This window comes from Nonomuraea longicatena (assembly GCF_039525605.1).
Taxonomy (GTDB): domain Bacteria; phylum Actinomycetota; class Actinomycetes; order Streptosporangiales; family Streptosporangiaceae; genus Nonomuraea; species Nonomuraea longicatena.
This window is the reverse complement of sequence record NZ_BAAAHQ010000046.1, coordinates 50,751-63,234: the sequence shown is the minus strand read 5'-3', so window position 1 is coordinate 63,234 and position 12,484 is coordinate 50,751. Positions and strand designations below refer to the sequence as shown.

General features: G+C 72.1%; 12 protein-coding genes. 7 read left to right on the top strand and 5 right to left on the bottom strand.

From position 1 onward, the window contains the following. Positions 1-18 precede the first annotated feature (18 nt). Both dapE and ABD120_RS34240 read right to left on the bottom strand, forming a co-directional pair. On the bottom strand, positions 19-1,071 hold the full coding sequence (gene dapE, locus ABD120_RS34245) for a succinyl-diaminopimelate desuccinylase (RefSeq protein WP_343954448.1): 1,053 nt from the start codon (positions 1,069-1,071) through the stop codon (positions 19-21). A 9-nt stretch (positions 1,072-1,080) separates the two neighbouring features. Then, positions 1,081-1,914, bottom strand: a complete 834-nt coding sequence (locus tag ABD120_RS34240; protein ID WP_343954447.1) for a 2,3,4,5-tetrahydropyridine-2,6-dicarboxylate N-succinyltransferase — start codon at positions 1,912-1,914, stop codon at positions 1,081-1,083. Between the two features lie 64 nt (positions 1,915-1,978). On the opposite strand from ABD120_RS34240, the gene ABD120_RS34235 reads away from it, so the two are divergent. Further along, positions 1,979-2,833: a hypothetical protein gene (locus tag ABD120_RS34235; protein ID WP_343954446.1), complete on the top strand. Its 855-nt coding sequence runs from the start codon at positions 1,979-1,981 to the stop codon at positions 2,831-2,833. A 136-nt stretch (positions 2,834-2,969) separates the two neighbouring features. Here the strand turns inward: ABD120_RS34235 and ABD120_RS34230 are convergent, their stop codons facing one another. From ABD120_RS34230 to fdxA, 3 genes are all read right to left on the bottom strand, one after another. Further along, on the bottom strand, positions 2,970-3,638 hold the full coding sequence (locus tag ABD120_RS34230) for a DUF4178 domain-containing protein (RefSeq protein WP_343954445.1): 669 nt from the start codon (positions 3,636-3,638) through the stop codon (positions 2,970-2,972). 61 nt (positions 3,639-3,699) lie between these two features. Continuing rightward, positions 3,700-4,770, bottom strand: a complete 1,071-nt coding sequence (dapC, locus tag ABD120_RS34225; protein ID WP_343954443.1) for a succinyldiaminopimelate transaminase — start codon at positions 4,768-4,770, stop codon at positions 3,700-3,702. Between the two features lie 57 nt (positions 4,771-4,827). After that, positions 4,828-5,157, bottom strand: coding sequence for a ferredoxin (gene fdxA, locus ABD120_RS34220; RefSeq protein ID WP_343954442.1), 330 nt, complete (start codon positions 5,155-5,157; stop codon positions 4,828-4,830). 78 nt (positions 5,158-5,235) lie between these two features. Between fdxA and ABD120_RS34215 the strand changes: the two genes are divergently transcribed. The 6 genes from ABD120_RS34215 to ABD120_RS34190 form a co-directional block, all read left to right on the top strand. Beyond that, the gene (locus ABD120_RS34215; protein ID WP_343954441.1) at positions 5,236-5,499 is read left to right on the top strand and encodes a hypothetical protein; all 264 of its coding nucleotides are present in this window, start codon (positions 5,236-5,238) and stop codon (positions 5,497-5,499) included. 11 nt (positions 5,500-5,510) lie between these two features. Further along, the gene (locus ABD120_RS34210; protein WP_343954440.1) at positions 5,511-6,566 is read left to right on the top strand and encodes an ABC transporter substrate-binding protein; all 1,056 of its coding nucleotides are present in this window, start codon (positions 5,511-5,513) and stop codon (positions 6,564-6,566) included. A 99-nt stretch (positions 6,567-6,665) separates the two neighbouring features. Next, complete coding sequence (locus ABD120_RS34205) at positions 6,666-7,442, top strand: methyltransferase domain-containing protein (protein WP_343954439.1); 777 nt, start codon at positions 6,666-6,668, stop codon at positions 7,440-7,442. A 122-nt stretch (positions 7,443-7,564) separates the two neighbouring features. Further along, positions 7,565-9,991 (top strand): hypothetical protein, encoded by a 2,427-nt coding sequence (locus ABD120_RS34200; RefSeq protein WP_343954438.1) that lies wholly within the window; start codon positions 7,565-7,567, stop codon positions 9,989-9,991. Positions 9,992-9,994: 3 nt separating this feature from the next. Then, entirely contained in the window at positions 9,995-11,830 is a 1,836-nt protein-coding gene (locus ABD120_RS34195) for a UvrD-helicase domain-containing protein (RefSeq protein ID WP_343954437.1), read from the top strand. A 48-nt stretch (positions 11,831-11,878) separates the two neighbouring features. Continuing rightward, a partial coding sequence (locus ABD120_RS34190) for a sigma factor-like helix-turn-helix DNA-binding protein (RefSeq protein WP_343954436.1) occupies positions 11,879-12,484 on the top strand: 606 nt, incomplete at its 3' end.

Below are 12,484 nucleotides of genomic sequence, written 5' to 3'. Positions count from 1 at the left end.
CGGCGAGGAGAGCCACTTTCACGAGAGCCAGCCGATCATGGCCCGCTCGCTGTCGGCGATCTTCGCCAGCGACACCCACTCCCCCTGCTGATGGGCGAGATTCGGATCCCCCGGGCCGTAATTCACCGCAGGCACACCGAGCGCCGAGAATCGCGCCACGTCCGTCCACCCCAGTTTGGCCCTCGGCGTACCGCCCACGGCCGCCGTGAAGGCCGCCGCCACCGGGTCGGTGAGCCCCGGCCGGGCGCCGGGCGCCGCGTCGACGAAGTCCACCCGAAAGCCGTCGAAGACCTCGCGCACGTGCTCCTGCGCCCGCTCGATGGTGAGGTCGGGGGCGAAGCGGTAGTTGACGGTGACCACGCACTCGTCCGGGATGACGTTGCCCGCGACCCCGCCGCGCACCGCGACCGCGTTGAGCCCTTCGTGGTACTCCAGCCCGTCGACCACGGGCAGCCGGGCCTGGTAGGCGTTGAGCCTGGCCAGGACCGGTTCGGCGCCGTGGATGGCGTTGACGCCGAACCACGACCTGGCCGAGTGGGCGCGCTTGCCGGTCACGGTGACCTCGGCGCGCAGTGTGCCCTGGCAGCCGCCCTCGATCACGCCGTCCGTCGGCTCCATGAGTACGGCGAAGTCGGCGGCCAGCCATTCGGGGCGCTCGCGGGCGACGCGGGTCAGCCCGTTGCGCTCGGCCTCGATCTCCTCGCAGTCGTAGAAGACGTAGGTGACGTCGCGGGCAGGCGCGGGCAGCGCGGCGGCCAGCCGTAGCGCCACGGCGACACCGGCCTTCATGTCCGAGGTGCCGCAGCCGTACAGGCGGTCGCCCTCGACGCGGCTCGGCAGGTTGCCCGCGACCGGCACGGTGTCGAGGTGCCCGGCGATGAGCACGCGTTCGGCCCGGCCGAGCGAGGTGCGGGCGACGACGGTCTCGCCGGAGCGTTCGACGGTGAGGTGGCCGAGGCCGCGCAGGGCCTGCTCGACCAGGTCGGCGAGTTCCTTCTCCGTGCCGCTGACCGACGGGACGTCGACGATCGCGGCCGTCAGCGTGCCCGCGTCCTGGGTCAGGTCGAGCATGATCCTCCTTCAGGCGTTGACGCCGTGTTCCCTGAGTACGTCGTTGAGCGCGGCCTTGTCATGGCGTTCCCCTTCGGCGAGCTTGCGCAGCACGAGCACGCAGGGCAGCCCGAAGGTGCCGCCGGGGAACTCCTTCTGCCGGGTGCCGCCGACGGCCACGCACCAGTCGGGTACGCGTCCGCGCGCGATCTCCGCACCGGTCTGTACGTCGATGACGGGCATCGACGCGGACAGGATGGTCCCGGCGCCCACCACCGCGCCACGCCCGACCCGGGCGCCTTCGACGATCATGGCCCGGCTGCCGATGAGCGCGTCGTCCTCGATGACGACCGGGGTGGCGCCCGGCGGTTCGAGCACACCGCCGATGCCCACCCCACCCGACAAGTGCACATTTTTCCCGATTTGTGCGCACGAACCTACCGTCGCCCACGTGTCCACCATCGTGCCCGCGTCCACGAACGCCCCGATGTTGGTGAACGAGGGCATCAGCACCGCGCCCGGCGCCACGTACGAACCCCAGCGGGCGATCGCGCCCGGCACCACCCGCACGCCCTCGAAGGTCGTCTTCAGCGGGATCCTGTCGTGGTGCTGGAAGTCGCCCACCTGGGAGCGTGCCATACCGAGCAGCTTGAAGCCGAGCAGGATCGCCCGCATGGCGCGCGGGTCGGTCACCACCTCGCCGTCGACCAGCCGCGCGACCCTGGCCCGGCCGGAGTCCAGCAGGTCGACGGCGGCCACCACGACCGCGCGCGCCTCGGCGTCCGTGGGAGACAGTTCGGCCCGCCGCTCCCACAGTTCGTCCACCGCCTGAGGCAGCGGGGACGCCATGCTCTGGTAGCTCATGGCCCCGGAGCCTATCTGGCCGGGTAGGTTTCTCAGGGTGCGCCTGCGCTTCTCACGTGGGGTCGTGACCATCGCGGCCATCGTCCTGGTGCTCGCGGTGGCCATCACCGTGGGCCTGTACAACCTGCTCAGCCGGGTCGAGCCGTTGCGCGAGATCGTGGCGGGCTGCAGCGTGGACGTCCCGGAGGGCTCGCTGTACCTGGAGGTCGAACAGGCCCAGATCGCCGCGACGATCGCGGCGGTCGCCGCCCGCCGCAAACTGCCCGAGCGGGCCGTCGTGATCGCCTATGCGACGGCGCTGCAGGAGTCGAAGCTGTTCAACCTCGACTACGGCGACCGCGACTCACTCGGCGTCTTCCAGCAGCGGCCCTCGCAGGGCTGGGGCAAGCCCAAGCAGTTGATGGACCCCGTCTACTCCACCAACAAGTTCTTCGCCGCGCTGGTCAAGGTGAAGGGCTATCTGAAGATGCCGCTCGCCGACGCCGCCCAGGAGGTGCAGCGCTCGGCCGCAGGGTACGCCTACGGCCCGCACGAGAGCGACGCCAAGATCCTGGCCTCGGCGTTCACCGGCCGGGTGCCGAAGTCGCTGAAGTGCGTCTACCCACCGGAGACCACCCGGAGCGCCACCTCTGACTCCGACGCGAAGGCCGCCGACGGCGCCTCCGCCGGCGCCGCCCGGAACGCCGCCGCCGAGCCGCGCCCCGCCGAGGCCCGCCGCCAACTCGCCCGCGCGCTCGGCAGCACCGCGATCGTCAGCAAACGGCGCGGCTGGCTGGTCGCGTCGTGGTCGGTCGCTCACGCCGGGAAGTACGGCCTGCGCAAGGTCGGCTACGACGGCGTCGCCTGGTCGGCCGATCCCGACGTCGAGGGCTGGAAGCCCGCGACCGGAACCACGACGACGGAAGTACGCATGTCCTGAGCCGCACGACCACGGCCGACCGCTCAGGAGGGGTCGCCCTGCAGGGAGACACGTCCCTCAGGGGGCGAGGCCCTCAGGGGAGCGGCCCTCAGGGGTATGGCTCTCAGGGGGTGTGGCTCTCAGGAGGGCGCGGCTTTCAGGGGGTGTGGCCGACGATGATGATGCTGCCCGGGGGGAGGGGCTGGGCGTAGCTGGCCGTCCAGGCGCCGCCGTGCATGCGCTCGAAGGACAGCAGGCGCCCGTCGGCGGCCCGGTAGTCGGCGAAGTCGACCAGCCCGCGATCGGGATGACCCGTGTCGCCCTCGGACCGGAACGCGGCCGTGCCGCGCTCGATCGGGAAGAACTCGACGCCCTCCATGATGAGCATGCTCTTGGCGGGCACCATGCCCTGCGTCGGCACCTCGTTCCACAGCAGCACCTCAAGGTGCGACGGGTCGCCGCCGGCCAGCCCCTGATGGACCTCGACGGTCAGCGACTGGGGGCGCCGGGTGGTGTCGGTGAGAACGTACTCGGTCCAGGTCTTGCCCTGCAGCGAGATGTGCAGCGCGCCGCGCACGTGCTTGCGCGTGCCGTGGACCTGGATGTCGTCGCCGACCCTGATCTCGCGCGGGTCGTCGTAGTCGGCCACGCTCGGCGCGGGCATGAAGACCGGCGCGGGCAGCGGGTCGCCGGCCGGAGCGGGTTCGGCCGGAGGCGCGGCCGGACGGCCTCTCCGGTCCTGGCGCATGGTGGCGACGAAGGCCCCAAGGAGCAGCAGGACGGTGGCGAGGCTCAACCCGAGTACGACCCAGGAGGTCATGCTCATCGTCCAGCTCGCTCCGCTCGCGGTCTGACGGCTAGGTGTGGTGGTTCACGCGGGCGCGATCCTACTGGAGGCGGCGCACCGCCGCACTGATCCGCTCGTCGGTCGCGGTGATCGCCACCCGGATGTGGCGTCCACCTGCGGCTCCGTAGAATTCTCCGGGCGCGACCAAAATGCCGGTTTCGGCTAGCCGTTGTACCTGGTCCCACGACGACTCGCCGTTGGAGGCCCAGAGGTACAACCCGGCCGTCGAGTGATCGACGCGCCAGCCCGCCGCCTCCAGGGCGGGCCGCAGCAGCGCGCGGCGCGCGGCGTACAGTTCGCGCTGGGCGTCGGCGTGGGCGTCGTCGTCGAGCGCGGCCCGCATCGCGGCCTGGACCGGCGCCGGCATGAGCATGCCCGCGTGCTTGCGGATCTCCAGCAGCCGCTTCACCAGGACGGGGTCGCCGGTGACGAACCCGGCGCGGTAGCCCGCGAGGTTGGAGCGCTTGGACAGGGAGTGGACGGCGAGCAGCCCCTCGTGGGAGCCGCCGCACACGTCGGGGTGGAGGACCGAGACGGGCTCCTCCTCCCAGCCGAGCCCGATGTAGCACTCGTCGGAGGCGACGATCGTGCCGCGCTCGCGCGCCCAGGAGACCACCTTGCGCAGATGCTCGGCCGGGAGCACCCGGCCCGTCGGGTTGCCCGGCGAGTTGACCCAGACCAGGTCGACGTGCTCGGGACCGAGCGCCAGCAGCCCGTCGGCGGGACGCGCCTCGGCACCCGCCAGCCGCGCGCCGACGTCGTAGGTCGGATAGGCCAGTTCAGGGAAGACCACCGAGCGGGCGCCGAGGTAGGTCGGCAGCCAGCCGACGAACTCCTTGGAGCCGATCAGCGGCAGCACGTCGGCCTGGCCGACGTGGACGCCGTGGCGGCGCGCGAGCCACCCCGCGGCCGCCTCGCGAAGCTCCTTGGTCCCGTGCGTGTACGGGTACCCGGGGCTGTCCGCAGCACCCGCCAGCGCTTGCCTGACCAGCGGGGGAACCGGGTCCACGGGGGTGCCGATCGACAGGTCGACGATGCCGTCGGGATGCGCGGCTGCGCGATCCTTGTACGGCTCCAGCCGGTCCCAGGGGAAGTCTGGCAGGTTCTTCACGGGTCTCCAGAGAGCGGGCGACACCCGCAGGTGGCCCGCTCGGCTCGCGGCGTCAGGCTAGTGGTCGCCCTCGGCCTGCGGCGGGAGGGCGGCCACCACCGGGTGGTCCTTGTCGATCTTGCCGACCTTCGAGGCGCCGCCGGGCGAGCCGAGGTCCTCGAAGAAGTCAACGTTAGCCTTGTAGTAGTCCTTCCACTGCTCGGGAAGGTCATCCTCGTAGAAAATCGCCTCGACGGGGCACACCGGCTCGCACGCGCCGCAGTCAACGCACTCGTCGGGGTGGATGTAAAGCATCCGCTCGCCCTCGTAGATGCAATCGACGGGGCACTCCTCGATGCACGCCTTGTCCAGGACGTCCACGCAAGGCTGCGCGATGACGTAGGTCACCTCGAGCTCCTTCTTCTTCGCACCATGGCACGACTCCGACCGCGGTTTGCTAAGCCCTAGTATTGCCGTGCTTGCCAAGTGGCCGAAACGGAGGGTGGCAAACTCGTGCTCGGACGCCTGGTGATCAAGATCACACCGGCCGACGTCAGGGCCCGCGTGACGACCCGCAGAACGGTTCCCGGAGGCTTCCGCGACGCCGTCGGCGTTCTCGAGTCCTGGACGTCCGGCGTGCTCAGAGTGCGTAAACGGGACGGCACGATCGTGGAGATCGCCGAGGAGTCACTGGTCGCGGGCCGCGTTGTCCCGGCCGCGCCTCCTCGACCTGGGCGAACGCAACGGTAAGTATTCGTTGTGTGACAGTACGTACCTGCGCTGCCGCAGCCGCCATCCTCGTGAGCGCCGGTTGCGGCGCGTCCACCACGGTGGAGAAGCCGCTGCCGCCGCCCAACGTGAAGGCCGCCTCGCTCAAGGACGGCTTCACCACCATGGACAGGCTCGCCGAGGCCGCCAAGCAGGAGGGCGAGCTGAACGTCATCGCGCTCCCCCGCGACTGGGTCAACTACGGCGAGGTCATCGACACCTTCTCCGACACCTACGGGATCAAGGTCAACGAGTACGAACCCGGCGCGAACGGCGCCCGCGCCATCGCGGCCGCCGCCCAGCTCAAGCCGGACGTCTTCGACCTGAGCCTGGACGTGGCCATCGCCAACGCCGCCCGCTTCGCGCCGTACAAGGTGCAGGGCTGGCAGGACCTGCCCGACCACGTGAAGGACCCGAAGGGCGCCTGGTACGCCGGGTACGGCGGGTACATGTCGATCGGCTACGACCCGCGCCAGGTGGGCACGCCCGCCTCCTTCTCCGATCTGCTCAAGCCGGAGTACAAGGTCGCGCTGGCCGGTGACCCGCTGCGCGCCTCCGCCGCCTTCAGCGGCGTGATGGCCGCCTCGCTGCGCCAGGGCGCCCCCCATCCGGAGGCGGGCATCGACCTGTTCGCCAAGCTCAAGCAGGGCGGGCGTTACACCGAGGTCGCCAAGGCCAACACGGTGCTCGACTGGGACTACCTCAACGCGGCCAGGGCCGCCGCCGACCCCGAGGCGTGGAAGGTGACGATCCCGCGCGACGCCGCGCTCGGCACGTACTACGTGCAGGCGATCAGCAAGGACGCCCCGCATCCCGCCGCCGCCCGGCTGTGGGAGGAGTTCCTGTTCTCCGACGAGGGCCAGAACCTGATCCAGAAGGGCTGGGCGCGGCCCGCCAGGGGTGAGGCGATGGTCATGCGCGGCACGCTCGACACCGAGCAGGCGGCCAAGCTGCCGGTCGCGCCCGGTCCGCCGATCATGCTCACGATCCCGCAGTCGGACGCCGCCAAGTCCTATTTGAAGAGGGAATGGGCGAAGAACGTGGGCTGATGGTGAAGTGGCAAATATGTCATGAGTGACGGTCAGCATCTACAGTGACCGACAACACGGCCACGGGGGCCCGCTGTCGGAGATTGTGAGCTGATCGCCGTGCGATACGACGCGCCGAGCCCGGAACGGTGGGACCACCGGGGTTTCGACACCGGCTTCGGATACGTCTCGGCCAGGGGGGCGCCCCTGGTCGGCCTGCTCGACCCCCGGCCCGGCGAACGGGTGCTCGACCTGGGCTGCGGCACGGGGGTGCTGACCGCCGAGATCGCCAGGCACGGGGCCTCGGTGCTGGGGATCGACGGCTCCCCCGCGATGATCGAGAAGGCGCTCGCCCGCTACCCGGGCCTCGACTTCGGCATCGGCGACGGCCACGAGTTCACCGTCGCCCAGCCGTACGACGCGGTCTTCTCCAACGCCGCGCTCCACTGGATGAGCCGCGACCCCGGCCGGGTCATCGACAACGTCCGCGCGGCCCTCGTGCCCGGCGGGCGGTTCGTCGCCGAGCTGGGCGGCGCGGGCAACTGCGCCGAGCTGACCGCCGCGATGTCCACCGCGTGGCGCGAGTACGGCCTGCGCGAGCCCTCCCTGCCCTGGTACTTCCCCACGCCCGCCGAGTACGCCGCCCGGCTGGAGAAGGCGGGCTTCGTCGTCCGGCTCCTGGAGTACTTCGACCGGCCCACGCCGCTCGACGAGTGTCCCGGAGGTGCCTCGGACTGGGTGCGGATGTTCGCCGGATCCGTTCTCGAAGGGCTGCCGCCGGAGATCGTCGCACCCCTGCTCGGACGCGTCGACGAACTGGCCGCGCCGGCTCTTCGCAGGGAGACGGGGTGGATGGCCGACTACGTGCGGCTACGCTTCGCTGCTGTCAGACGCTGATCCACCCGACCATGATGCGTGGGGGCGATTTGCCGGACTATGGTCTGTTCCGTGGGCGTGAGGATGGCGGCACCGCTACGGCGGCGTGAGGGGCTGGTGAACGGAACGGGATGAATTTCTGTTTGAGCGACCTCGTACCACCGCTGCGGTGGAGCGACGCGTCCGCGATCACACTGCTTCGCGGGCAACCCGAGCTGCCGGAGGCGTGGTGGCGCAGCCTGCCCCTGCCCCGGGTCCTGGCCGCCATCGGCCCGGAGCGCCTGGGTGAGCTGCTCACGGAGATCGCCATCGAGCAGTGGCCCGCCGCCGCGATCGGCGACGTGCTGCCCGCCCTCCACGTGCTCGATCCGGACGACGCCGACGAACCCCAGGTGGCCATCGCCCTCGACCGCGCCGGGTCGTGGCCCGGCCTGCTGTCGCTGACCGGGCGCGAACTGCTGGACCAGCCGTTCATCCACGCCCGGCCGGTGCTCAACGTCCTGTTCACAGCAGTCCTGGTACGGCTGGCACCGGGCGGCGCGGGCACCGTGGAACGTGGCGGCACCGTGGAACGTGGCGGCACCGTGGAACGCGCGAGCGCCGTGGCACGCGCGAGCGCCGTGGCACGCGCGAGCGCCGTGGCACGCGCGGGCGCCACGCGAGTGGCCGCGGAAGGCGCCGTGATCCCCGCCGATGCCGCTCCGTCTCCCGCGGAAGCCGTTCAGACGCCTGCGGAGGCCGTCCAGACGCCCGAGCGGAGCGCTCAGGCGTCCGTGGAGACCTTTACGGAGGACAGGGCCGTCCAGGTGCCCGCACAGGCCCCGTCGAAGGACGACGCCGACCTGGACCAGCCGACCGATTCGGCTGTCGAGGACCGAGAAGCCTCCGCTGGGGAAGCCGCGCGCGCCGCGTCCTCCGACGCCGCACCCTCCGACGCCGAGAGCTCGGCCCCGAACGCCGAGGCGCTGGACGCCGAAGCCTCGGTGTCCGAAGAATCCGGCGCGCTCGCCGCCGAGGCGCGGGACAGCGGGGTCCTGGATGCCGGGCCCTCCGGTGGTGCTCTCTCCGGTGTCGAGGCCCTGGGCGCCTCTGACGGCAAACGTCCCACCGCGCAGGCCGCTCTGGCGGCGGTCGCCCTGGCGGAGCCCCCATCGGAGGAAGAAGCCGTCGCCGAGCCGGAACCCGTGCCTGGGCCCGATCTTGAGGCCGTGGCCGAGTGGGAGGCCGAGGCCGGTTCCCAGCCCCGGCCTGAGACCGCCTCCGAGCTGAAGTCCGAGGCGGTCTCAGAGCCGGAGGCAGTGGCCGAGCCACAGGCCGAGGACACCGACGGGCCACAGGCCGAGGACACCGACGGGCCACAGGCGGCGGAGGTCCCTGAACCGGAGTCCGAGGACGTCACCCGGCCGGAGCCTGAGCCCGCCGACACACCGGAGTCCGAGGACGTCGCCGAACCGGTCGCGGCGGACCATCCGCTGCTGGCGCTGGTCGAGGCCGCGTTCGCCGATCTCGACGACCGGAGCTGGGCCGTCGCCCAGAACCGGGTGTTCACCGCCGAGCCCTCCGCCGCCGAGCAGCTCGCCAAGCTCTTCGCCGTCACCTCCGCCGACATCGTCACCACGGAGGCGCGGCTGCGCGCCAGGGTACGGCAGTGGCTGGCCGACGAGGAGGCGGCGCCGTACCGGGAGCATCTGGACGAGTTGCGCGCCACGCTCGGCGCGGACGCCGCCCGGGAGAAGCTGATCGCCGCCGCGGACTGGCACGGTCGGGTGATCCGCGCGCTGGACGTCCCGGCGTGGCAGTTCGTGCAGGCGACGCTGAACCTCCCGGCGGCGCCCGCGCCGAGCGCCGAACCCGGGCAGGCCGCCGAACCGCCGGAGCCGGAGCCAGAGCCGGTACAGGTCCCCGAGCCGGTACGGGTCCCCGAGCCCATCCACATCCCCGAACCGGTGGGCGCCGCCGGGCCACCGCAGTTCAGCGCGTTCACGCCGCAGCCGCTGCCGGTCGAGCAGCCGGAGAAGAACGAGCAGAACGGCGACGCGTCGGGCAAGCCGTACCAGCCGCTCAAGGACGTCTCCCAGACCAGGCGCTGCTTCCGGCAGCCGGACGGGCGGTGGTACTTGCGGGTGGACGTCACACCCGAGCACCTGGAGGGCGGCGAGTGCGCGCTGCCGACCGGCTTCGCCTCCTACCTCGGCCTGTCGCCGGGAGAGGCGCGCACGGTGCGGAGCGCGGCGGGTGAGCTGACGATGAGCTGGCACGGCCGCCCGGTCCTGGAGTCGGTGTCGCGGCTGCTGTCGGACGTCGGGGCCAAGGTCGGCGGGCACGTGTTCCTGACCCTGTCGGACGAGGGGGTGCTGCGGGCCAGGCACCTGCCGATGGCGGCGCCGAGCGCCGACCCGGTCACCAAGGCGCTGCGGCTCGTCTGCTACACCGCCCCCGACGCCGGGCTGGACGTGGCCGCGCGGGTGATCGCGACGCGGATCGGGATGACCGGCCCCGTCGGACTGAGCGAGGTGCTCGCCCGATTGCGCGAGCGCGGGGACCGCGACCTGCTCAGCCTCCTGGACTGAGCCGTGCCGAGGCTGGCGATCGGCCCCGACCTCCCCCGGGACCTCGGCGCACTGGACGCTCCGGTGCGTGAGAGCGCCGTGACCGCGCTGCGCAGGTTCCTGCTGACGGAGAACGGCGCGCCCCGGCCCGAGCGGGTCAGGGGCGCCCGCGACTCCCGCCTGGTCACGCTGCGACTGGCCGAAGGCCATCGGGCGGTGGCGGTACGGCAGCGCGAGGTCTACTGGCTGCGCACCCTGCTGCCCGACCCGGAGGCCGTCTCCTTCGCCCAGCGGCACCGTTTCGGCGTCAACCCCGTCATCGGCGTCCTGGAGGAATGGGACGCCGACGCGCTCGACCGGGTCGAGCCCGCGCTGCGGCGCTCGGCGGGCGCCGCACGGCTGTTCGACCCGATCTGCGACGGCGACCTGCTCGCCCTCGGCCTAGACGTGCGGCTGCTGCCCCTGGTCCGGCTGGTCACGACCGAGGCGGACGTGGCCGCGCTCGAACCCCTGCTGCCGCCCACGCAGCACCTGCCGCTGGCCGTCCTCGCGGCGGGCGGCTCGCTGGCGGAGGCGTGGCGGGAGCTGGACGGCTGCCGCGCCGTACCCGGCGACACCGGCCACGTCGATCCGGGCGACCTGTACGCGGCGCTGGTCCGCAGCCCGGACCGGGCGGCGTTCGCCGGTGACGCCGCCGAGCTGAAACGGGTGCTGGCGGCGCCCGGCTGGTGCACGTTCCTGCATCCGCCGCAGCACCGGCTGGCGCGCACGCCGAGGTACGACCGGCCGGTGCTGGTGATCGGCGGCGCGGGTACCGGCAAGACGCTGCTCGCCCTGCACCGCGCGGCCCATCTGGCGGCGCACGGCACCGGGCCGGTGCTGCTGGTGACGTACTCGCAGAGCCTGTGCGAGCTGCTGTCGGCCCGGCTGGACGAACTGCTGCCCGACGAGGGTGTGCGCAAGCGGGTCGAGGTGGACAACGCCGAGCGGCTGGCCCTGCGCATCGTCACCGACGCGGAGGGCAAGCGGCCCGCGCTCGTGGGGCCCGCGGCGCGCTCGATGGAGGAGTTGACGGAGGAGGCGCTGCGGCTGCTGACGCGGCAGACGGGCGACCTGCTCGACGACGTCCTCGACGACGAGCGGGATCCGGGGCGCAAGCCGTACCGGCACATGGTCGTGGACGAGGCGCAGGACGTGAGCGCCGCGCAGTGGCTGCTGCTGCGCGCGGCGGTGCCGCGTGCGCCGGACGACCTGTTCATCGTCGGCGACCCGCACCAGCGGATCACGGGGACGCGGGTGGAGCTGGGCTCGGTCGGCATCCCGGCGGTCCAGCACACGTTGCTGGTCTCCCACCGGCTGCCGCAGGAGACGCTGTCGTTCGGCGTCAGGTTGCGCGGCGGCGGTCCGACGGACGGCCTGGTCAGGGGCATGTCCGGGATGTCGGGGCTGCGGGCGGAGCGCTCGGGCGAGCGGCCGTCGGTGCGGGCCTTCGACTCTCCCGAGGCCGAGATGTCGGCCCTGGCGGCTACGGTGCGGTCATGGCTGGACGACGGAGTGCCCGAACAGGAGATCGCGGTCGCCGCGCGCACCATGCCCGTCGTCAGGTCGGCCCGCCGGGCACTGGGCGACCTCGGGGTGGCGGTCGGGACGTTCCACCATCTCAAGGGCCTGGAATTCGACCGCGTCGCGCTCGTCGGGGTGGCGGAGGGCGTCGTCCCGGAGCCGCTGCCGGACGATCCCGCCCACCGGGCCAGGGCCCTCCAGCGCGAGCGCGGCATTCTCTACATGGCCTGCACACGTGCCCGATCCATGCTCTACATTTCCCATTCTGGGAGAGGTAGCCCTTTTCTCGCCTTTTGATCACATAGTCTGAACTGCGGATATCTTCCCATTGCCGGTTGGACCCCAATGAACCTCAGCCTGAGCGACCTAGCGCCCCCGCTGCGCTGGACTTCTCCCAGCCAGATCGCGCCGATCGCGGAAGAGCCACGACTGCCGGAAGCCTGGTGGCACGCGATCCCGGTCGACCGCGCCTGCGCGCTCGCCGGCACCCAGACCGTCGCGGGCGACCTGGCCGACCTCTCCGTCGCCTTCTGGGGGCACCTCGCCCTCGGCGACATCCTGCCGCTGCTGCGCTTCTCCGACCCCGCCGAGAGCGAGCGCACCCCCGAGTCCCTGGGCAAGGACGTCGTCCAGAAGCTGTTCGCCGGCGTGTTCGAGCGGCTCACGGGGCCGGCGGCCGGTGCGGTCCAGCAGGCGGCGGGGCCGGAACGCCCGATCCCCGAGATCGTCGACGGCCTGTTCGGCGCGCTCGACGAGCGGCAGCGGGCCATCGCCCGCGACCGCCTGTACGCCTCGCAGCGGGTCACACTGGACGAACTCGCCCAGCGCTTCTCCGTGACCCGCGAGCGCATCAGGCAGATCGAGCGCGACCTGCGCGACCACGTCGAAGCCTGGCTCGGCGGGCCGGAGGCGGCCGCGCTGGTCGCGCATGTGGGCTGGCTGCGGGGGCGG